Source organism: Promicromonospora sp. NPDC110617 (assembly GCF_055598465.1).
This window is the reverse complement of record NZ_JBVKBM010000001.1, coordinates 782,718-805,031: the sequence shown is the minus strand read 5'-3', so window position 1 is coordinate 805,031 and position 22,314 is coordinate 782,718. Positions and strand designations below refer to the sequence as shown.

General features: G+C 68.8%; 14 protein-coding genes and 2 pseudogenes. 1 reads left to right on the top strand and 15 read right to left on the bottom strand.

Annotation, left to right across the window (positions count from 1 at the left end; genetic code table 11):
• Nucleotides 1-114: 114 nt before the first annotated feature.
• Entirely contained in the window at nucleotides 115-1,122 is a 1,008-nt protein-coding gene (locus tag ACZ7LE_RS03395) for an ABC transporter substrate-binding protein (RefSeq protein ID WP_470401966.1), read from the bottom strand.
• A 61-nt stretch (nucleotides 1,123-1,183) separates the two neighbouring features.
• On the opposite strand from ACZ7LE_RS03395, the pseudogene ACZ7LE_RS03390 reads away from it, so the two are divergent.
• Nucleotides 1,184-2,097, top strand: a pseudogene (locus ACZ7LE_RS03390) (GOLPH3/VPS74 family protein).
• Between the two features lie 80 nt (nucleotides 2,098-2,177).
• On the opposite strand, the gene araA reads toward ACZ7LE_RS03390, so the two are convergent.
• The 14 genes and pseudogenes from araA to ACZ7LE_RS03320 all read right to left on the bottom strand — a co-directional run bounded on the left by araA (nucleotide 2,178) and on the right by ACZ7LE_RS03320 (nucleotide 22,284).
• Nucleotides 2,178-3,692, bottom strand: coding sequence for an L-arabinose isomerase (araA, locus tag ACZ7LE_RS03385; RefSeq protein ID WP_470401965.1), 1,515 nt, complete (start codon nucleotides 3,690-3,692; stop codon nucleotides 2,178-2,180).
• Nucleotides 3,689-4,429: an L-ribulose-5-phosphate 4-epimerase gene (locus ACZ7LE_RS03380; protein WP_470401964.1), complete on the bottom strand. Its 741-nt coding sequence runs from the start codon at nucleotides 4,427-4,429 to the stop codon at nucleotides 3,689-3,691. Before ACZ7LE_RS03380 ends, araA begins: the two co-directional genes overlap by 4 nt.
• A complete protein-coding gene (locus tag ACZ7LE_RS03375) occupies nucleotides 4,429-6,093 on the bottom strand; it encodes a xylulokinase (RefSeq protein WP_470401963.1) in 1,665 nt (554 codons plus the stop codon). The genes ACZ7LE_RS03380 and ACZ7LE_RS03375 overlap by 1 nt, the downstream gene beginning before the upstream one ends.
• Before the next feature lie 333 nt (nucleotides 6,094-6,426).
• On the bottom strand, nucleotides 6,427-7,776 hold the full coding sequence (locus tag ACZ7LE_RS03370) for an ABC transporter substrate-binding protein (protein WP_470401962.1): 1,350 nt from the start codon (nucleotides 7,774-7,776) through the stop codon (nucleotides 6,427-6,429).
• A gap of 62 nt (nucleotides 7,777-7,838) precedes the next feature.
• A complete protein-coding gene (locus ACZ7LE_RS03365) occupies nucleotides 7,839-8,702 on the bottom strand; it encodes a carbohydrate ABC transporter permease (RefSeq protein WP_470401961.1) in 864 nt (287 codons plus the stop codon).
• Nucleotides 8,702-9,595 (bottom strand): carbohydrate ABC transporter permease, encoded by an 894-nt coding sequence (locus ACZ7LE_RS03360; protein ID WP_470401960.1) that lies wholly within the window; start codon nucleotides 9,593-9,595, stop codon nucleotides 8,702-8,704. The genes ACZ7LE_RS03365 and ACZ7LE_RS03360 overlap by 1 nt, the downstream gene beginning before the upstream one ends.
• Before the next feature lie 242 nt (nucleotides 9,596-9,837).
• Nucleotides 9,838-10,839: a LacI family DNA-binding transcriptional regulator gene (locus ACZ7LE_RS03355; protein WP_470403275.1), complete on the bottom strand. Its 1,002-nt coding sequence runs from the start codon at nucleotides 10,837-10,839 to the stop codon at nucleotides 9,838-9,840.
• A gap of 47 nt (nucleotides 10,840-10,886) precedes the next feature.
• Nucleotides 10,887-11,690 (bottom strand): pyrroline-5-carboxylate reductase, encoded by an 804-nt coding sequence (gene proC, locus ACZ7LE_RS03350; protein WP_470401959.1) that lies wholly within the window; start codon nucleotides 11,688-11,690, stop codon nucleotides 10,887-10,889.
• A gap of 61 nt (nucleotides 11,691-11,751) precedes the next feature.
• On the bottom strand, nucleotides 11,752-12,405 hold the full coding sequence (locus tag ACZ7LE_RS03345) for a hypothetical protein (protein WP_470401958.1): 654 nt from the start codon (nucleotides 12,403-12,405) through the stop codon (nucleotides 11,752-11,754).
• A 217-nt stretch (nucleotides 12,406-12,622) separates the two neighbouring features.
• Nucleotides 12,623-12,967 (bottom strand): hypothetical protein, encoded by a 345-nt coding sequence (locus ACZ7LE_RS03340; protein WP_470401957.1) that lies wholly within the window; start codon nucleotides 12,965-12,967, stop codon nucleotides 12,623-12,625.
• A gap of 384 nt (nucleotides 12,968-13,351) precedes the next feature.
• Nucleotides 13,352-13,654, bottom strand: coding sequence for a hypothetical protein (locus ACZ7LE_RS03335; RefSeq protein WP_470401956.1), 303 nt, complete (start codon nucleotides 13,652-13,654; stop codon nucleotides 13,352-13,354).
• A gap of 18 nt (nucleotides 13,655-13,672) precedes the next feature.
• On the bottom strand, nucleotides 13,673-14,167 hold the full coding sequence (locus tag ACZ7LE_RS03330) for a transposase (protein ID WP_470401955.1): 495 nt from the start codon (nucleotides 14,165-14,167) through the stop codon (nucleotides 13,673-13,675).
• 170 nt (nucleotides 14,168-14,337) lie between these two features.
• A pseudogene (locus ACZ7LE_RS03325) lies at nucleotides 14,338-14,517 on the bottom strand (transposase); the annotation flags it as partial.
• 507 nt (nucleotides 14,518-15,024) lie between these two features.
• A complete protein-coding gene (locus tag ACZ7LE_RS03320; RefSeq protein WP_470401954.1) occupies nucleotides 15,025-22,284 on the bottom strand; it encodes a polymorphic toxin-type HINT domain-containing protein in 7,260 nt (2,419 codons plus the stop codon).
• Between the last annotated feature and the right edge of the window lie 30 nt (nucleotides 22,285-22,314).

Genomic DNA, 22,314 nt, shown 5'->3' with positions numbered 1-22,314 from the left:
TACGTGGTCCCCGGGTTGCGGACCCACCCGCTGGTCGAGCTGGTCGAGACCCGGGTCTCGACCAGCTCGACCAGCGGACGCGGCCCACGACCACCAGGGTTGGCGGCAGGGGCGTCAGTACTCGCGGGTGGGCAGCGCTTCCTTCGCCGCCTCCTGGTCGAACGCCTCGTCCTTGACCACGATGCGCTTCTCGACCTCCTCGCCGGCGAGGACCTTCTTGGCGATGTCCGCCAGGTCCGGACCGAGCAGCGGGTTGCACTCGACGATGTAGTTGATCTTGCCGTCGGCGAGCGCCTGCATGCCGTCCTTGACGGCGTCGATCGTGATGATCTTGATGTCCTCGCCCGGCGTCAGGCCGGCGGCCTCGATCGCCTCGATCGCGCCGAGCCCCATGTCGTCGTTGTGCGCGAACACGAGGTCGATGTCGTCGTGGGCGTTGAGGAAGCCCTCCATGACGGTCTTGCCCTCGGCGCGCGTGAAGTTGCCGGTCTGGCTGTCGATGATCTCGATGTCGGAGCCCTCGATGGCGGACTCGAAGCCCTCCTTGCGGTCGATCGCCGGCGCGGCGCCGGTGGTGCCCTGGAGCTCGACGGCCTTGTAGCCCTCGCCGTCGTACTGCTCGACGGCCCACTGGCCGGCCGTCTCGCCCTCGAGCACGAAGTCCGAGCCGATGAACGACTCGTACAGCGTCTCGTCGCTGGAGTCGACGGCGCGGTCCGTGAGGATCACGGGGATGCCGGCAGCCTTGGCCTCCTGGAGCACGGCGTCCCAGCCGGTCTCGACCACCGGGGAGAACGCGATGACGTCCACGCCCTGTGTGATGTAGGAGCGGATCGCCTGGATCTGGTTCTCCTGCTTCTGCTGCGCGTCGGAGAACTTCAGGTCGAACCCGTTCTCCGCGGTGAGCGTGTCCTGGATCGACTTGGTGTTGGCGGCGCGCCACCCGGACTCCGCGCCGACCTGCGAGAAACCGAGCGTGATGACGCCGTCGTCAGCGGCGGCGCCGGTCTCGCCACCACCGCCGGTCTGGGTGCCGGCGTCCGAGCTGCACGCGCCGAGTGCGAACAGCGCGGCTGCCGACACTGCGGCCAGAACGGTACGGGTCAGGGTCGTGCGTGCCATGTCTCCTCCTTGAGATCCCGCACGGCATCGTGCGGGTGCTAGCGGCGTGGTGCCCGTTGGAATGTTAGCGCTCACAAATACGGACCGAAAGCGGAGGACGTCACATTCCAGTAACGAGTCTGTCTCGTTTGCCCTGGTAAGGGAACGGAACGAGCCAACTACCACGATCCGGACATTGCTCTCCGCCTCCGCCCTCCGACGGGCCTGGTGTCATCCCGGCGAAGGATCCGCGGGCCGGGCACGCCGTGGTCTGCTGGACCCGACGGCACGACGACAGGAGACAGCCATGGAGATCGGTCTCGCCGAGGAGTACCTGCTCCTCGCCCTCGACGACGCCTCGGGCAGGCCGCTGATCGGCACGCCGCAGCTGCAGTTCGCGCTGGCCGGGGCGGAGGTCGCCGAGCTCATGCTGCGGGGGCGCTCGACGTGTCCGACGGCGTCGACGGCGGGCAGAAGGGCAGGTTCCGGGTGACGGGCCGGGCCACGCCGTCGGACCCCCTGCGCCGCGAGATCCTCACGCTGCTGGACGGCCGCAGGCCCAAGGACGCGATCCGGAAGGTCGGGCAGGGCGGCTTCGCCCGGACGCTGCGCGAGACGCTGCAGCAGGGGCTGGCCGCACGCGGCGTGCTGCGCGAGGAGCAGGTCAAGGTGCTCGGGCTGTTCCCCAGCACCACGTGGCCGGCGCACGACCCGGCGCCGGAGGCCGCCGTCCGCGAGCGGGTGCTGGCCGCCCTGACCGGGGGCGCGGACCTGGACGAGGAGACGGCGGCCCTCGTCTCGCTGCTGCTCGCGACCGACCTGATCCGCAGGCTCTTCCCCGACCAGGACCGGCGGGAGCTGAAGCGGCGGGCGAAGGAGATCGCCGACTCGGAGTGGGCGGGCGCGGCGGTGAAGCGGGCGATCGACGAGCTCAACGCGGTGATGATCGCCGTGCTGGCGTCAACAACGGCCGCAGCCACGGCCGGCACCACCTGACCCGTCGTTGAGTGCTGGCTATTTGTCGCCCAGAAGGCTCGGGAGCAACAAATAGCCAGCACTCAACGAAGCAGGGTGGGTCAGAGGCCCTGGGCCAGGCGGTAGTACGCCTGGTTGTGGCGCACCTGGTCGGCGAAGCCGCGGCGCGTCGTGTCCTCGTCGATGACCAGCAGCTCGGTGCGCGCGATGTTCGCGAACACCTCGAACGCCTCGATGCCCGCGGCGGTCGACATGACGGTGTGGTGCGCGCCGCCCGCCGTCAGCCACGACTCGGCGGAGATCTCGAACGACGGCCGGGGCGCCCACATGGCCCGGGCCACGGGCAGGTTCGGCAGGTCGCGCGGCGGCGTGACGACGTCGACCACGTTCGCCGTCAGGCGGAACCGGTCGCGCATGTCGGCGAGCGACACGACGACGGCGCCCTCTACGGCGTCCGCGGAGAAGACCATGCGGACCGGGTCCTCCTTGCCGCCGATGCCGAGCGGGTGGATCTCGATGCGCGGCGTCGCGGTGGTCAGCGACGGGCAGACCTCCAGCATGTGCGCGCCGAGGATGAGCTCGGAGCCGGGGGTGAGGTCGTACGTGTAGTCCTCCATCAGGGAGGCGCCACCGGGCAGTCCGAGCCCCATGACCTTGGCCGCGCGGACGAGCACCGCGGTCTTCCAGTCGCCCTCGGCGCCGAAGCCGTAGCCCTTCTCCATCAGGCGCTGGACGGCTAGGCCGGGGAGCTGGCGCAGCGCGCCGAGGTCCTCGAAGTTGGTGGTGAACGCCTTGGCGCCGGCCGCCTCCAGGAAGCCCTCCAGGGCGATCTCCTGGCGCGCGGCGTACCGCAGCGACTCGTGCCGCTCGGCGCCGGCGCGCAGCTCGGGGGCGACGTCGTACTTCGCCTCGTACTCCGCGACGACCGCGTCGACCGCGGACTCCTCGACCGCGTCGACCGCAGCGACCAGCTCGTTGACGCCCCAGGTGTTCACCGAGACGCCGAACCGCAGCTCGGCCTCGGTCTTGTCGCCCTCGGTGACCGCGACGTTGCGCATGTTGTCGCCGAACCGGACCAGCTTGAGCTCGTGCGTCGCGGCCCAGCCGGCCGCGCCGCGCACCCAGGTGCCCACCCGGCGGGTGACGGCCGGGTTGGAGACATGCCCCACGACCGTCGTCCGCGCGACGCCGAGCCGGGTCGCGATGTACGCGTACTCCCGGTCGCCGTGCGCGGCCTGGTTGAGGTTCATGAAGTCCATGTCGATCTCGTCCCAGGGGAGCTCGACGTTGGCCTGCGTGTGCAGGTGCAGCAGCGGCTTGCGCAGCGCGTCCAGGCCCGCGATCCACATCTTCGCGGGGCTGAACGTGTGCATCCAGGTCACGACACCCAGCACCTGGTCGTCGCCGTTGGCGTCGAGCATGGCGCGGCGGATGGCGGCCGAGTCCTTCAGGACGGGCTTCCACACGACCTTGACCGGCACGTCGGACGACGCGTCCAGGGCGCGGGCGACCTCCTGGGACTGCTCCGCGACCTGGGCCAGAGTCTCCTCGCCGTAGAGGTCCTGGCTCCCGGTGAGGAACCAGACCTCACGGTCCGCGTAGGGCTTGGTGCTCATGCCTGTCCTTCCGTGGTGGTCGCGGCCTGCTGGCCGTAGACGTTCTGGTAGCGGTCGTAGAGGGCGTCGATGTGGTGCTGCTCGATCGGCACGGGCTCGCCGAGCTGGCGGGAGACGTGCACCGTGCGGGCGACCTCCTCGACCATCACGGCGGCCTTCACGGCGGCGCGCGCGTCCTTGCCGATGGTGAACGGGCCGTGGTTGCGCATGAGCACGGCGGGGCTGCGGTGGCCGCTGAGGGTCTCGACGATGCCGCGGCCGATCGAGTCGTCGCCGATGATCGCGAACGGCCCCACGGGCACGGGCCCGCCGAACTCGTCGGCCATCATCGTCAGCACGCACGGCACCTCCTCGCCGCGCGCGGCCCAGGCCGTCGCGTAGGTCGAGTGCGTGTGCACCACGCCGCCCACCTCGGGCATGTGGCGGTACACGTAGGCGTGCGCGGCGGTGTCCGACGACGGCGAGCGCGTCCCGTCCACGAGGGTGCCGTCGAGGTCGCAGACCACCATGTCGGCCGGCGTCAGGTCGTCGTAGGAGATGCCCGACGGCTTGATGACGAACAGGTCGGCGCTGCCGTCCGGCACCTCGGTGTTCGGCACCCGCTGCGACACGTTGCCCGCGGTCCAGACCACGAGGTCCCAGCGCGGCAGCTCGGCGTGCAGGTCCGAGACGACGGCGCGGACGCGCGCCACCTCCTCCTGGACGGCCGGCGAGTAGTCGGTCAGTGTCTTGCTCATCAGTCGCTCTCCTGCGTCGTGTCTCGGGTGCGGAGCGCGGCGACGGCGGCGCGCTCGACCGCCAGGCCCGCGCTGTAGCGCTCCAGGAAGGCGGCGTAGCCCGCCACGTCGTCGGCGTTCGGCTCGACGACGTCGAGCGCGGCGTCCGCGAACACCTCGGTACCCAGGTACTCGCCCAGGTCCTGCGCCGGGGCGGCCGCGCCGGCCGCGGACGCCCGGTACGCGGCCAGCACGGCGATGCCCCACGCACCGCCCTCGCCCGCCGTGCGGCCCACGGCCACCGGCGCGCCGAGCGCGGCGGCCAGGAGGCGCTGGGCCACGCCCGCGGTCTTGAACATGCCGCCGTGCGCGAACATGGCGTCCAGCTCGACCCGCTCCTGCGCGAGCACGCGCATGCCGAGGCTCAGGGTGCCGAACGCGCTGTAGACCTGCGTGCGGGCGAAGTTGGCCAGCGTGAGCCGGCTGTCCGGCATGCGGGTGAACAGCGGGCGCCCGGCCTCCAGGCCGGTGATGGGCTCGCCGGACAGGTAGTTGTAGGCGAGCAGGCCGCCGCCGTCGGCGTCGCCGTCCAGGGCGGACCGCAGGAACGCCTCGAAGACGGCACCCGGTTCGGCCGGCTGCCCCAGGGCTGCCGCGAACTGGCCGAACACCTCGGCCCAGACGCCGAGCTCGCTGGCGCCGTTGTTGCAGTGCACCATCGCCACGAGGTCCCCGGCGGGGGTGGTCACGAGGTCCAGCTCGTCGTGCACCCGCTCCAGCGGCTGCTCCAGGACGACCATCGCGAAGATGCTGGTCCCGGCGCTCACGTTGCCGGTGCGCGGCGCCACCGAGTTGGTCGCCACCATGCCGGTCCCGGCGTCGCCCTCGGGCGGGCACAGCGGGATGCCCGGCCGGAGCGTGCCGCTCGGGTCGAGCAGGGCGGCGCCCTCCTCGGTCAGGACGCCGGCGTCCGCGCCGGCGGGCAGGACGCCGGGCAGCAGGTCCGCGATGCCCCGGCCGAAGCCGTGGCCTGCTGCCGCCTCGTCGAACTGCGCCAGCATGCGCTGGTCGTAGCCGCCGGTGGCGACGTCGATCGGGAACATGCCCGAGGCGTCGCCCACGCCGAGCACGTGCCGCCCGGTCAGGAGCCGGTGCACGTACCCGGCCAGCGTGGTCACGTGCCGCACCCGCGGCACGTGCGCCTCCTCGTCGAGGATCGCCTGGTACAGGTGGGCGACCGACCAGCGCAGCGGGATGTTGTGCCCGAACAGACCGGTCAGCTCCGTGGCCGCGCGCTCGGTGGTGGTGTTGCGCCAGGTGCGGAAGGGCACCAGCAGCTCGTCCGCGTCGTCGAACGCGAGGTAGCCGTGCATCATCGCCGAGACGCCGAGGGCGCCCACGGTGGTGGGCCGCACGCCGTACCGCCGCTCGACGTCTCCGAGCAGCGCGGCGACGGACTCCTGCAGGCCGGTCCGGACCGCCTCCAGCGAGTAGGTCCACACGCCGTCGACGAGCTGGTTCTCCCAGTCGTGGCTGCCGCTCGCGAGCGGCGCGTTGTCCGGCCCGACGAGGCACGCCTTGATCCGGGTGGAGCCGAGCTCGATGCCGAGAGCGGTCCGCCCCTGCTCGATCGCCTCCCGGTGGCCGGCGAGCTGTCCCGCTCCTTCGTCCTGCCGCTCCACCATCGTGGACCGCTCCGTCCTGCCCGCACCGTCGCGAGGCGTAGCTCGTGTCTCCGTCGTTCGGCCGCGGCGGTGAGCAGCCCGCTCCTCCGCCCGGCGATGTTAGCGCTCACACGATACCCGCCGACAACGCTGTACCCAAGCCGGTCCCCCGCACGTGTCAGACCCCCAGGTCACCCGGGGGACCTGGGGGTCTGACACGTGCGGGGCGGCGGTTCACCGCCCGGTGCGGCGGCTGAGCCGGAGGTGCAGCGCAGGGTAGGGGCCGAGGAACGAGGCACCTGCCCGGAGCGGAACCGCAGGCTCAGCCGCACGACAAGCAACGAGGGCCCGGCGTCAGCCGCCGTTCACCTCGAAGCCCTGCTCGGTGCCGTACGACACGTTCTCCTCCTGCCAGGCGGCGAGACCGTCCAGCAGCGACGACTTGTCGAGGTAGGCCTGGCCCACCGTGTCCGCGAAGATGCTGTTCGCGTACGACTGCCACGGCAGGTACTGCCAGCCCTCGTTGACGTCGGCCGCGCCCGCTGCGAGCACCTCGTTGATCTTCTGCCCGCCGAAGTACTCGGACTCGTAGCCCAGGAACTCCGGGGACTCCAGCTGCTTCACGGTGGCGGGGAAGCCACCCGTCTCCATGAAGGCGTCGATCGACTCGTCGCTCGAGTTGAGCCACTTGAGGAAGCCCGCCGCGAGCAACTTGTTCTCCGCCGCGCCCGGGATGGACTCGGCACTGCCGCCGTTCTCGGCGTTGGTGGGGGTGCCGTCGTAGGTCGGCATCGGGGCGACGCGCCACTTGCCCTTGCCGTCCGGGACGCCATCCTCCAGGATGCCGGGCATCCACGCGCCGAGCGCGACCGAGCCGATGGTGCCGTCGTTCAGGGCGGCGTACCACTCGTCGCTCCAGCCCGGGAGCTGGCACAGCAGCTCGTCGTCGATGAGCGGCTGGTACATGTCGGCCCACTTGGTGGTGCCCTCGTCGGCCAGGTCGATGGTGACGGCGCCGTTCTCGGTGTGGAACGGCGTGCCGCCGGCCTGCCAGATCATGCTGGTGGTGAAGCCGGCGTCGCCGGTGTCGTTGCCTATGCAGGTCTCGGGGTCGTGCTCCTTGATCTTGGCCGCGGCCTCCTTGTACTCGTCCCAGGTGGTCGGCACCTCGACACCCGCGGCGTCGAAGACCTCCTGGTTGTAGAAGAACGCCATGGGGCCGGAGTCCTGGGGCAGGCCCCAGATGCCCTGCTGCGAGACGGCGCCCCAGGTGGACGGCGTGTACAGGTCCTGCAGGTCGGCGAAGCCGAACGCGGTGAGGTCCACGAGCTGGCCGGGGAGCTGGAACTGCGGGATGGACTGGTACTCGATCTGCACCACGTCGGGCACGCCGGTGCCAGCGGCGATCGCGTTCTGCAGCTTGGTGTTGGCGTCGCCGGCGCCCACCGTGTCCACGAGGGTCACGTCGACGTTCGGGTACGCCTTCTCGAACGCCGCGACCTGCGTCTCGGCCTGCGGCGTCCAGGTCCAGTAGCTCATGCTGCCGCCCTCCTGGAGCGCGGCCTCGATCTCGTCGGCCGTCGCCCCCTCGGAGGAGGCGCCACCGCCGTCGTCGTCCCCGCCGCCCGAGCAGGCGGTGAGCGAGGCTGCCATCAGAGCGGCCAGGGCGCCGAGCGCGACCCGGCGGTTACGGGTGATGGTCATGGTCTTCCTTCTTCCACATCGTTGTAGTTCAGGTTTCTCGACGTCGGCGGGGCCGACCTCGCCTATGCCTTGACGCTGCCTGCGTTCAGGCCGGACTGCCAGTACCGCTGGAGCACGAGGAACACGACGACGATCGGCACGATCGTCAGGAACGAGCCCGTGATCACCAAGTTGAACACCGGTTGGGCGCCGATGCCCGACGCATCCGCCAGCCACTGGTACAGGCCCAGTACCAGCGGGTAGAGGTCCGGGTCGTTGAGCATGATCAGCGGCAGGAAGTAGTTGTTCCACGTGGCGACGATCGCGAACAGCGCCACCGTGACGATGCCGGGCGCCAGGAGGCGCAGCGAGATGGTGAAGAACGTGCGCCACTCGCCCGAGCCGTCGACCCGGGCCGCCTCCAGGATCTCGGTGGGCACCGCCTCCGCCGAGAACACCCACATGAGGTAGAGCCCGAACGGCGAGACGAGGGACGGCAGGATCACCGCCCACATGGTGTTGGTCAGGCCCCACTGGCTGAACAGCAGGAACGTGGGCACCGCGAGCGCGGTGCCGGGCACGGCGATCGCCCCGAGGATGACGGCGAACACACCGTTCCGACCGCGGAACCGGTACTTGGCCAGGCCGTACCCGGCGGCGGTCGCGAGGACCGTGGCGCCGCCGGCGCCCACCACCACGTAGACCAGCGTGTTGCCGAGCCACTTGAGGAAGACGCCGTCGTCGTGGGTCAGGACGGCCTGGATGTTGTCGAAGAACGCGAAGTCGCCCGAGAACCACAGGCCGAACGAGCTGAGCAGCTCGGGCTGGGTCTTGGTGACGCTGAACAGCATCCAGGTCAGCGGCAGGATCGAGTAGATCAGCAGCGCGCCCAGCAGGACGGTCAGGGTGATCGACTTGCGCGGACGGTGGTACGAGTAGCCGGCCATCAGATCTCCCTCCGGGTCCCGCGGAGCTGCACCACGTACGCGACGATCGCGGTGATCACGCCCATCACGATCGCGACGGTGGCGGCATAGCTCACCTGGTTGCCCACGAAGCTCAGGTTGTAGGCGTAGATGTTCGGCGTGTAGTAGGTCGAGATCAGCGCCGGCTCGATCTGCTTCAGGATCGTCGGCTCGTTGAACAGCTGGAAGCTGCCGATGATCGAGAAGATCGTCGCGATCACCAGGGCCCCGCGGACGGCGGGGATCTTGATCGACCGCACGATGCGGAACTGGTTGGCGCCGTCGATGGCCGCCGCCTCGTAGATCTCGAGTGGCACCGTCTTGAGCGCCGCGTACAGGATCAGCATGTTGTAGCCCACGAACTCCCAGGTCACGATGTTGCCGATCGCCGTGAGGATCCACTGCTTGGTGTACGGGTCGATGAGCGGGAAGCCCACCAGGTCGTTGACGCTGCCGGTGAGTCCCAGCCGGTCGTCGTACATGAAACCCCACATCAGCACCGCCACGACGCCGGGCACGGCGTACGGCAGGAACAGCGCCACGCGGAAGAAGCTCTTGCCGTGCAGGCGGCCGCTGTCGATCGCGAGCGCTGCGATCAGGGCGATCCCCAGCATGATCGGCACCTGCACCACCAGGAACAGGCCCACGCGGCCCATGCCGTCCCAGAGCTTGGGGTCGGTGAAGGCGGTCACGTAGTTGGCGAACCCCGCGAAGGTGGTCCCGCCCATGAGCTGGTTGCGGAACAGGCTCAGGTACATGGAGTAGACCAGCGGGGTCACGATGAACAGCGCGAACACCACCAGGAAGGGCGTCACGAAACTCCAGCCGGCCGCGGAGACGCGGCGGCTCGGTGGGCGGCGACCGGGCACGGCCACACCCCTTTCCCCGGACGACGGCGTCCGGATTCACCTGGACGGCTATGTCCTGGAACACGCCGGACGACGTTGCCCGACGACGGGAATGTGAACGTAAACATCCTCGTGCGCGGTGACTCTGCCACTGCCTCGCGAACGTGTCAACGCTCTCTTCAGCAACGTTCTGAGAAAGGTATACGGGGCGTCCGGGGCCGGTCACGGCGGAGCGCCGGTGCGGCGGACGCTCGTCCGAGGGACTGCCGTCAGAGGCGCGGGGAGGCCGCGCTCCTGCGCACCACCAGCTCGGGCGCGATCAGCTCGGCCGCGGGCCTGCCGCCGTCGACCGCCGCGAGGAGCAGCGCGACGCTCCGCCGGCCGAGGTCGACGAACGGCTGGCGCACCGTCGTCAGCGGCGGGATGAAGTGGCCGGAGCCGTCGACGTCGTCGAAGCCGACCACCGACACGTCGTCGGGCACCGAGACGCCGCACTCCCAGAAGGCGCGCAGCAGGCCGAGCGCGAGCTGGTCGTTGGCGGCGAAGACCGCCGTGGGACCGGTGCCGGACCGGACGCGCTGGGCCAGGTCGAGGCCCACCATGTAGCCGCGGTCCGCGGTCCAGCCCGCGACGACCGGCTCGGGCACGGGCAGGCGGTGCTCGGTGAGGACGGCGCGCCAGGACTCCTCGCGCTCGACGGCGTCCAGCCAGTCCAGCGGGCCCGCGACGTGCAGGATCTGCCGGTGTCCCAGCTCGATCAGGTGCTCGACGGCGAGACGGGCCCCGGCTCGCTGGTCCACGGACAGCGGGATGACCGGGACGTCGGGCTGGAGCTCGCGGGCGGCGATGAGGACCACGGGCACGGGTGCCTGGAACGACTCCACGGCGTCGGCCACGTCGCTGTGCGGCGCGATGACCACGATGCCCTCGACCGCCTGGTCCATGAAGTGTTCGAGGGCCTTGTGCAGGGTGGCGCCGTCGTACTGCCGCAGCGTCGCGACGCTGACGTACCAGCCCTGTTCCCGCGCCGCCTCCTCGACCGCGATCAACGTGCTCGACGGGCCGAACAGCGGCGACCCGGTGGTCACCACGCCCACCGTGGTCGACCGGGCCGTGACCAGGGCGCGTGCCGCGCTGTTGCGGCGGTAGCCAAGCTCGGCGATAGCCTCCAGCACCCGCTCACGCGTCGCCGGGCGCACGCTCCGGTGGCCGTTCAGCACACGCGAGACGGTCTGGTGGGACACGCCGGCGAGCGCGGCGACGTCGGCCATGGCCGGCGGCCGCGTCGTCGCGGGTCGAGAGATGGTCACGGGAGGAATCATCCACCCAGCTCACGGGCGCGGTCACGCGCCGCGGTGGCGGCGGTCAGGAACGAGGCGCGCACGCCGCCGTCGTCCAGGGCCCGCAGGGCGGCCGCCGTGGTGCCGCCGGGCGAGGTGACCTTCTCGCGCAGGATCACGGGGTGCTCGCCCGTCTCGTCCATGAGGCGGGACGCGCCGAGCAGCGTCTGGATGGCGAGGCGCCGCGCGACGTCGCGCGTCAGGCCGAGCAGCACGCCGGCCTCGGCGAGCGCGTCGGCCACGTAGAAGACGTACGCGGGGCCGGAGCCGGAGATCGCCGAGACGGCGTCCAGGTCCTTCTCCGCGGCGCGCACCACGGCGCCCGTGCCGGCGAACAGGTGCTCGACCGCCTCGAGGTGGACCTCCGTGGCGGCGGCGCCCGGCGCGATCGCCGTGATGCCCGCGCTGATCGCGGCGGGCGTGTTCGGCACGGTGCGCACCACGGCGACGCCGGCCGGCAGCCGGCGCTCGTAGAACGCCGTGGGGTGGCCGGCCGCGACCGTGACGACGACGGCGGCGGGGTCGATCGCGGACGCGATCTCGTCGAGCAGTGCGCCGACGTCCTTGGGCTTCACACCGACGAGCACGATGCCCGCACCCTGGACCGCGGCGACGTTGTCGCTGGTGGTGGCCACCTGGTAGGTCTCGCGCAGGTGCTGCGCCTTGGCCTCGGTCCGCACGGTGGCGACGACGTCGGACGCGGCCCAGCCCGCCGACAACGCACCCGCGAGCACCGCCTCGCCCATGTTCCCGGCCCCGAGCACTGCAAGTCGCTGGTTCACCACACCATTGTCTCTCGGCGCGCCCGGACCGGGCGACGCGGGCCTGCCGGCCGAGCCCTCGTCACAGGGGGAACGCCGTGTAGAAGTCCTCCATGACGTCGGTCGGCCCGGTCGCCTGGAGCACGGCGGTCCCGTTCTGCCACACGACGACGGTCGTGCCGCCCTTCGCCTGCACGAACGTGTACTGCCCGACGACCTTCTTGCCGACCTTGACGTCGCCCGTCCGGTCGGCCTCGCCCGCGGACGCGGCCCAGGCCGCGGCGCCGGTGGCCGCCTCGTCCTCCGTGGCCCACTGGCCGGCCACGACCGCGACCTCGAGCGAGTCGCCGTCGGAGTACTCGGCGTTCCAGGCCTCCAGCGCGCCCTCGCCCTGGGGCTCCTTGGCCTCGGTGAGCGAGCCGAGGGCGAGCTGCAGCACTGCCGAGGGCAGGGCCTTCTGGAACGCGGTCTCCTCGCCGCTGCGGTCCATCGCCTTGACCGTGGGCGTCGGCACGGGCGCGGTGACGGTCACCGTGGGCACAGGCTCCGGCGTCGCCTCGGACCGCCAGAAGCCGGGCCACGCGAAGCCGGCCAGGAGCACCAGCACGAGCACCACGACGAGCACGCCCACGAACACGACGAGGCGACGACGCCGGTACACGGCGGGCGACGCCTTCCGCGCGGTCACCGCTGCTGTCGCACCGGTGCGTGGTGACTTCACGCGCTGGTCGGTCATGTCTGGCTCCCCCGTACTAGGTCCATCGGATACCTCACGATGGCTCATCCGAGACCTTATGTCGCGCCACTGACATCGGCAGGGAGGCACGCCCGGCGGGGCCGGGTGAGGGGTGGGTGGGAACACACCTGCATCGCCGCCGACAACATCGTGCGCCGACCCATCCGCCGGACCGAGGCAACCTGGACCGAAGGGGACGTGTGCACTACAGGCGCATTCACAGCACAGCCTCGATAAGTTCGCCAGCCTCAGGATCGAACTTCATCTCAAGGAGTCCCGCATCCTCGATCACGCGAACAAGCAAGGAACATCGAGCACGCGACGGGTACCCAGGCCATGTCACCGTGACAGGCACATAGGGGTCAAACTCAAGGCGCGGAACCTCCGCCGTATCACCTTCGCGCAGTCGGATCATCGTCGCCTCCAAACCGGTTGAGCGTGCTTCAACACCGGGGTTACCTCCCGGCAGCCGCAGCAAGCAGAGCGAAATCTCACCACCCGAGAACCGGCCGGTCCTCGAGCCCGAGAGCGGATTGTTCAACGCCGTGATGGTGCGTACCACGCACCGCCGCTCCTGTGCCAAAGGCATAACAACTCCGTGGGCAGCATGACGGCACTCGTAGTTGGCCGGAATGCTCGAGACGGGCACGTCCGGCTCGGGAGACGGCCAAGAACAGATTCACGTGGATGCGCGACACAGCGCCTCGACCAGACTAACCGCTGGCTGGCCCTGAACACCCAAGTCGCCGCCTGGCCTGCCCGTCGACCCGGTCGGCGACTGACGGCCGGTGCGCGGATCGCAGCACGACTCACACACCCTGGAAGAATTGGCCGACCAGGTCACCGCCAAACAGACCCGCCGGGGTCACTGTGGAGATCGCCGAGAGCGGCTCGGCCAAAAAACGCTCGTGGGGGCCAATGCACCTAGGGCCTGTTTCGGAACTGGTCAGCGGTGTCGGATCCAGGTCAGGACTTCGGTGACGATCGTGACGTGGTCGGCCGCGGCGGTTGTGTTGTGCTCGCTGGTCGCTGCGTCGCGCCGCTCGATCTCGTAGCCGCCAAGACCATTGGTGCGGGTGTGGACCGAGATGGACCAGTCCAGGGCCACGTCGTTGGGGTAGATCACGAAGAACGTGTTGTTGCTGCTGTCCAGGTCCTCAAGCATGCCCAGCAGGGCAACGTGATCGGGGCCCTCGACGTACTGGCTGTCCTCGGAATCGGCGTAGCAGGCCAGGGGCTGTGATTGCACGGAGCAAGGTGCCAGGGCTCAAGCCACTCGGACCACGGCGGCGATCCAGTCGTCGATCGCGGCGACCTTCACGCTCGCCTCGTTGCGGACCTGGAGCTTGTCGAACCTCGTCGCGACCGCCCGCCACCGTTTGAGCCGGTTGCAAATGCGCTCCACCGCGTGCCGCTTCTTGTAGTCCTCGTAGTGGACCTTCGGCGGCCGTCCGCCGGCCGAACCCTTCGCCCGGCGGTGGGCGGCATGGTCCTTTTTGTCCGGGATCGTCGCGCGGATCCCACGCCCGAGCAGGAGGCGGCGGTTGGCCCCTGAGGCGTAGGCCTTGTCGCCCCGGACCCGGTCCGGCGTGGTGCGCGGGCGTAGTTCCGCCGGGACGTTTGACCGGGACGGTGTCAAGCACCGGGCCGAACTGTGGGCTGTCCCCCGCCGCCCGGCCGTGACGACCATCCCCATGAGCTCCTGCCCTTGCTCGCAGGCCGCGTGGATCTTCGTGGTCCACCCACCCCTGGATCGACCCAACCCATGATCAGCGGGCTCGGCCCCTGGCGTTTCCTTCTGCGCGTCCGGGTCCCGGCGCCCGCCAGCGGCATGCTGGTGACCTGGGCGATCGTGGAGTCCACGTTCATCTCCCAGCAGATCTGCCCGCCGGCATCGGCCAGCGTCCGCGACAGGTCCAGGACCTGGTCCCAGACCCCTTCACGCTGATACCGGCGAAACACCCGATACAGACTCGACCACGGCCCATACCGGTCCAGCACGTCTCGCCACGGGCACCCCGCCCGGACTCGGTGCCGGATCCCGTCGACCTGCCTCCACAGATACCGCGCCGAACGACCGCACCCCGCCACCGTCAACAACGGCCCGACCACTTCACGCCTCGTCCATCAGATCATGTCGCCCAGCCGCGTCCACCACGAACCCGAAGCATGCCGAAACCGCAGGTCACGGACCAATTCAGAAACGCGCCCTAGCTCGCCGATGGCCAGCGCAGCGGTTCGAAGCTCGTCACGAGCAGCACTTACAGCCCGGTGCAGGTTCGGATCGCTCCTGCCCGGCGGGCCACCATGCTCACAGAGGAAACTCGTTGTTCCACGGCGAATCGAGCGCCTCGGGATCTCCACCGACCACTCGGACGACGTCATCCACCTCATCGATGGAGTCCACAAACCTCAACTCGGCCGTCTCATAGTCCTCCTCTCCGAACCAGTCACCCGAATCAACGAGATTGCGAGGGACAACGATCCGGGCGATCCGGATTCGGCCATCAGGCACTGGAAGGACCCAAATCCAGGAACACGACTCACGGCTGGGATCGGCCAGGCGCTGAGTAACGGGCGCCTTCAGCATTTCAAGCCGGTTACGAACTCTTTGCCGCATTATCCACCCCAGAAAATTCGAACGATCGGACCTTCAAGTGTATGCACCTGGAGATGTGGCAGCGCGCCATCCGCATTTCCGGCGCCGTGCCCAAGTACGCGACCATCTGCATCAAGCTGATCGTCCCAGTGATAGGTGCCCTGCTTCGATCCAAAGAATTCCCGCGTGCGCGGACCGTCCATCCCGGACGCGTTCCTGTATCCATGCGACTGGTAGATGCCGAGGAACAATTCTTCCGCCTGGTTCCGATTAGCAACATGGATCGCTGTCTCACCGTCAGCGATTGCTCGCGCGGCCCGGTTAACCACACCACTTGACCACGGAATGTAGTCCGCGTTGTGCACGAGCACCGGCACGTCGCCGGCAAAGGCGTAGTAGTTGTGGTCTTCCGTGACACGGAAGTTGTAGACCGTAACCGGCTCGCCAGTCGGCTCGACCTTGATTCGCTCGACCGCCGTCGTACCTTCAGGTGTGACGAGCATGTCACCGACGACCAAATCACCGGCGTCGACCCACCCTCGCATGTCGACCCAGAACGGGTGCTCGGCCGTTGTAGTGATGACGTCACCGTCAATCGTGAGCTCATACAACTCTGTAGCTTGCCGGACGTAGGTCTTGTCAACGGCACGGAGCACCTCCCGGCCAGTGGTCTGGTCCTTGGCCCAGACCCTGTCCCCGGCCTCGATTTCCTCAATCGGTTTCTTGCCGTCCTCCGTCAGGACCAGCGTGCCCGCGACAAAACACTTGCCACCAGGGAGCCCGCAAGCTCCGGTCTTGCAGGTGTTCGCGGGGTTGTTCCCCGACGCACGCAGGTTCGTCACGGACTCGCTCACACGAGCCGCCTGCGCACGTTCGGCAGCTTGCGCCGCCGACGCACGCTGAGCGGTCTCGAGGCGCTGAGCAAACGAGGTCTTGGAAGCGATCGATCGCGACGCGGAGGCGACCGATCCCGCCAACCTCGACGCCATCGGCGAGAACAATTTGCCTACGCCCGCTGTGACACCTCCGACCACAGCCGCCGCACCCGCCTCACCAGCAAGTTCCCTGGCACCCTTTTGTCGCTGTCCCTCAAACGCAGTGGCGTGCGCGTTCGCGACAAGCGACCCGACTGCACCCGCCACAATGCCGCCGACCACGATGCCCGCCCAGACACATCCCGGTGCCCCAAGGCCCCCGGTAGCGGCCGTGCAGGCAGCGGTGACAGCCGTCCCTGCGACCCAGCCGGCGAGAGTCCCGATCGCAGCCCCTGACCAGAACGAACCCTTGGTCACCGCCTTCTTGGCCGAGTTCCACGTGTCGGACAGCCAGGACATCCCGGAGGGGTCAGCCCAGGTCAGCGGGTTGTTGCCCGAGTAGAGGTAAGCATTGAACTGCGCAGGAACACCCGGCTCCAGAACCGGGTCCGTGCTCAGGAACTGTCCCAGAGACTCGTCGTACCACCGCGCGCCGAGGAGCGTGAGCCCGGTGTGATCGTCGCGAGTCTTGCCCAGGAACTGTCGGTCGCCCGGCATCTCCTGGACAGTCGCCTCCGCGTCTGCGCCACGGGCGGCGCCGAACGGATCGGTGTACTGCCGCACCACGCTGTCCCGCGTCCAGGTGGTGTTCGGTACCGCCGCCAGCGCAGTCCCGTGTGGGTCACAGACCAGCGACGTCACACCCTGCAGCCCCTTGCCCTGACGAACCGCGACCGACTGCCCCGCGAACCCGTAGTACCGAGTCGCAGAGACGACTCCCTCGGCATCGACGTGCACCTCCTGCCCGCCCGGCAGATAGACCGTGGTGCCCGTGGAGTCGGTCCGCACCATCCGGTCGCCATCGGCCGAGTACACGTACTGGGCGTCAGCATCCGCCGAGGTGCCGTCCCCCTCGGACCCGTCACCAGTCGTCACGACCGACGCGAGCTCGCCCTCGGGATCCCATGTCAGCGACTCGGTCGTGTTCCCGTCGAGCCCAGGACGCGCAACCTGCCGCCCCGACGCGTCATACCCGAACGCCCCAGTCGTGACCTGCTGCGTCCCATCTGGAGCCTCGACGACCGTCCGAGAAGCCACGACCGCGTGCGGCCCCGCCTTCAGCGCCGCGTTCGAAGAACCCAGGCCCGCACCGTGGGTATAGGTCGTGGTGGACGTGGTGACGGCTCCGCCAACCTCCTCCTTGGTGCGCGACACCAGGTCGGTACGACGCCCCTGAACGTCGTACGTGTACTCGTTCCAGTACGCGGCCGAACCGCCCAGAGCCGCGTCGGCAATCGGCGTCACATCTTGGTCGCACACTCCGTCGTGCGGCGTCCACGCCACCGTCAGCTGCTGAAGGCCGTCGTAGGAGAAACACTGATTGTCCTGATGCTCCGGCAGCCCGGCCAGCCACTCCGCAGTCGGGGTGTCCTTGACCGAGGTTACGTTCCCACCGTCGTCGTACCCGTAGTGGACGTCGAGGTCGGCACCGTTGAACCGTTCCCGGTCCAGCTTGATGCCCTCGAGCCTCTTGGTCCCCGACTCGTACTGGTACGAGACGACCGCACCGTAGGTGTTGCCGAGGTCCATCAGCGTCGGCTGCCCCGTCGCGCTGAAGCGCGACGCTGCGACGTACGTGCCCCAGCCAAACCCGCCACCCATCCATTCGGGCATCGAGGCGGTGTCGTAATGGGTCGTGACCCGTTCCGACCCCATGGCCAGTGACCCGCCTGCAGAAGTGACCCGGGGCAGTGTCACGGAAGCCACCTGACCGTCAGCGGTGAAGGTGGACTTCGTGGTGAACTCCTGTTCACCGAGCTCCGCCAGGTCACCGCTGGAGGGCAGAGTCACCGTGGTCGACGTCGGCCGGTAGGCGGCGTCGTACGCGTCAATCTTCGTCGTGTACGAAGCGCCGTCGGCGACCCTGGTCGACGATGACACCTGGCCCAGCAGGGGTTCACCCGCGGCATCCAGCGTCTGGTCGTAGGCCCAGCGGGCGCGTGCCGTACCACTGCCGTCGGCCAGCAGGGTCACCCGTCCCAGTGGGTCGTACGTGTAGGCCAGCGATGAGCCCGTCGCGTCGGTGACCTTCTCGACCTGCCCGACCTTGTCGTAGTCGGTGGTGGTGACACCCGCGTCGGGGTCACCAGTACGAACTGTGTTGCCGGCGAAGTCGTACTTGTAGGTCCACTGATTCCCCGCCGGGTCACTCATTTCGGAGAGCTGACCCGCGGCGTCCCACACGTACCGAGTCACCTGGTAACCCGAGGCGGTCGCGGTACGCGGATCGAATCCCGACGCGGCCGCATTCGGCCGCGATGTCCACCGCCACAGCTGCGTGCCGCGACCACGCGCGTCGGTCACCGTGGTCGAGGCCGTGCCGCCCGCGGGCGGCAGCACCGTCGTGTACTGCCCGTCGTAGTCGGTGACCGTGCGCCACTTCTCATACTCCGGGTTGGCCGAGGTGCCGGTCCAGAAGATCTCGTTGGTTGGCCGGCCCGCGCCGTCGTACACGTAGGTCGTAGCAGACTCGGTGACAGGCGGCGGCTCGACCGGTGTCCCAGACACGACCCCCTTGGCCCACCAGTCGCCGACCGCCTTCTTGACCCGCCCTGCCGTGTCGTAGAGCGTATGCGTGACGATGCGGCCCCGCGCCGTAGCGTTCGCAGTGCGCGTCTCGCCGGAGTCGACGCCCTCGGCCTGCGTCTGGAACGCACGCATCAGGCCGTCGTAGAGGGTCGCACTCGCGTGCTGCCGCTCCCCGTCGGCTCCGATCGTCTTGGTCAGCACCACGTTCAGGCCATTGGCTCGCACCGTGTACTCGTACTCGACCGATGGAACGACGGCGTTCGCGTGCTGCGGGTACCGGACCGACGTGAGACGGCCGAGCCCGTCATAGTTACCGGCCGTCACCTTGCCGTTCGGGTCGGTCGTCGAGAGCACCGAACCTGTGGCCGGGTTGATCTTCGTGATCTGCTCGAGCTTGCCGACAGCGGTGCTGACCTGGGGCGAGATTGTCTTGACCGAGGACACCACCGAGGCCGTGCTCGGTGTGTACTCGGTCCCCGAAACACGTCCGAGTGCGTCCTCCTGCGCAGTCACACGCCCGAGAGTGTCGTAGGTGACCTTCGAGGTGCGGAGATAGCCGGCCTTCGTGGCAGGGTTCAGCGTGCCCGTGTCTGGGTCGAGCTCGGGGTCTACTTCCCATGTCTCGGTCGTTCGACCTGCCTTGTCGTAGACCGCGAGTGTGTCCGTGATGACGTCGGCCGGCCGCGCCGGAGTGGTCGCGCACTCCTTGGCCACCACCTCCGTGCGCGAGGCGGCGCCGACGATGTGGGCTTCCGCCAGCGTGGTGTCGCTGGAGTGCGCATAGGTGATACGCGTGCACACGTCATCCGTCGCGATGCCAACGGCGCCGATGTCGTCGATCTGCTTGACCTGCGAATTGGCATCGAATGACGTCTCCGTGCGAGTCTGCTGCGCCACGTCGCCCGCGGCGTTGAACGTATAACCCCGTGCGGTCGAAGAAGCGATCCGGGTGGAGATGGTCTTGTCCGCCTCGTCCTTGGCGACTGTGACGATGTCACCGGGCACGGTGACCGACTGCGAGACTCTCTTTCCGTCTCCGGTCTGGTCCCAGGTGGAGAGCACCTGCCCCTGGTATCGCTCGTCGTCAGTGACCGTCACGGTGTTACCGGGTGGGCCGACAGTCAGTTCGTCGCCCAGGCCCCGGAAATAGCGCGCCACGGACGTGGATGCATCGCCGCCCTCCCCGGTGACTGTCGTGACGGTGCCGAACCCGCGGAAGTCGGAGTAGGTGACCTCCTTGGGCTTGACGAGCGCGCCGGTGGGCTTGGCCCATCCCGCGCCGCCCTCGTACAGGTAGGAGGTCGTGACCTGGCCGGACCCGGTGACCAGCTGGTTGGTGCCCTCGACGACGGACGACCCGTCCTGAACCACTGACGAAACCACATACTTGTGGAACCAGTCGATGGCGTCCCCGTCCCATTTCACCGGGAAGCACAGCCGACTGTTCTCCGCCGGATCACCGGGGACATCGCCTGCGGAACACTCGGTGCGGTAGTTGACGCTGATCTTGGCGCCGGACTCGGTGCGCACGGCCAAGATGCGTGGGCGGAACATCGCCGCATACCCATCGTCGCCTGAGTCCACGCGGTTGCGCAGGGTCCTGGTGGGCTGGAAGACGACCGCCGGCAACGCCTTGTCGTCTCCCGTGGTGGCAGTACCGCCGTGGCCTGTGTGCGTGATCTTCTTCAGCCACAGGATCCGACCGGTGCCGCCGGTGCCGAGCGATCCGTCACCCGGGTCGAGGAACGACTGGTCCAACTGCCAGGAGTCCACCGGGACGTACGCTCCGCTGACACGGACCGATGTGCTGATCTTTGCCAGCCGACGCGTCGAGTAGAACGCAGGACTAATGGTCTCGTCCGGGCAGCTGGTAGCCGACTCCACACACACGAGGTCCGCGGGGACGTCCGGCCACGCGGCAGCATTCGACCGGATCTGGCCGACGGCGCAGTCCACACCCGTGCCCGGCACACAGCGGGACGTCGTGTCGAACTCGACGCGCACAGGCGCTGTTCCTGTGGCCTCAGCGCCCTGCCGGGTGCCGTACTCGATCCGCAGCAGGTTTCCGCCCGCCACGTACTTTTCCACGCCGTCACCCAGGTTGTACCCGTACTTGCGTACCTGTGTCTCGTACACGTAGGTCATCGAGTTGTCGGACGGGTCCACGACATAGTCGAGCATCCACCGGTAGGTCTGCGTGCAGCGGGAAGCACCGAATCCACCGTCCGCCGACGGCTCGTAGCAGTCCTCACCCGGGTGGTTGCCGTAGACCGGCACCGTCCAGGACGAGTTCAGACCCAGGCCGTCGGACGGTCGCTCGTCCCGACCGAAGTAGTACTGCGTCCCGTCGACCGTGGTGACCTTCCAAAACTCACCGGTCTTGTCCCCGTTGTCCGCCCCGGAATGGTGAGTGACCTTGGTTCCGTCGTGGTTCTTGCTGTACCACAGCCCATCCGCACCCTTGTTCAGCTCTACCGCCGAGCCGTTGAACGTCAGCGTCGCATTGTCCTCACCGATACACAGGTCACCGGTCAGATGATCGGCGTTGTTCGGCGCCTGTCCGTCGACAGCGTCCTGGTCGTCCGCACACGGGACGAACGTGCGCTCCACGAAGCTCGACGTGACGTCGAAGCCCTCTCCGACCCACGAGGTCTGGTTGTTCGTCGAAGCGACCCGCCCGTCGCTGGCCGCGGACGAGTACGACAGCCCCAGTTCGGGCGACGGCCCCGCGGAGACACCCGGTGTGCGCAAGGGATACGACCAGGTGAACGCACCAGACGAACCCGCAACGCCCCAGGATGCCGACGGCGCCAGCGAGGTCGCTCCCCAGTCACCTGCCGAGCCCGAGGTGCCTGCCGTCAGAGCCACCATGCTCGTCCCGGTAGCGGAGAGGCCGACCTTCGCCGTCACCGTCTGGTCACCCGTGTTGTTGACGGACGACTCGATCGGAGTCGGCTCGCAGTCGGTGCCAGACGCCGCGTTGCCGAGTCCCTCGGTCTCTTCGGCCTGCTCCAGCGCGCACTCCGGGATCGAGACCAATCGAAGACGCGAGGCCCAGTCACCACCGACGCGGTCGGCGAGCGCCGCGTAGGAGACGCTCAGCTCCACGTCGCCCGTCGGTCGCAGTGCGCGGGACGTCGCGACACCAGACGCGTCCGATGCCTGTTCATCATCGTCCGCGGGGGGCGAGGTGAGCACGACGAGGGGACCGGACGTTCCTGCCAAAGCCGCCGTGGCTGCGTCGGCCACACGCGCTTCGACCTGCTCGACGGCGATCGGTGAACCGGGGACGGTTCTGGCCTCGACCTCGATCCCAGAGGTGTCGACGAGCGGCTCGGCGTCGGACGTCGTCGTGCCGTCTTCCATTGCCATCATCAGCGAGGCAACGGACGTCGTCTCGGTGGCTTCTTCGGGCGTCGGCTCGGCTGGGAGCTCGACCTCACCCTCCTCATCATCAGGAACCCATTCCGCTCCGTCGATGTCGACGGCGTCGAAGATCTGCCCCTGATCCAGTTCGGCGGTGACCTGGTCGAGGTGCTCACCGCGAGACTCGAGTGAGTCCTCTTCGCTCGATGCAGCTACCGCCGCCCGAACGATCTGAGCAGTCGCCGGCCCAGCCGCAGCCGGGTCAGCGCCCAGCACCATCGCGAGCAGGGCAGCGGTGACGGTCGTCGCCACCCGCAGCCAACGATCGGCCAACCTGTCAGGTCGCCTCATGAAGCCTGTCCTCATCATCGAACTCGTTAC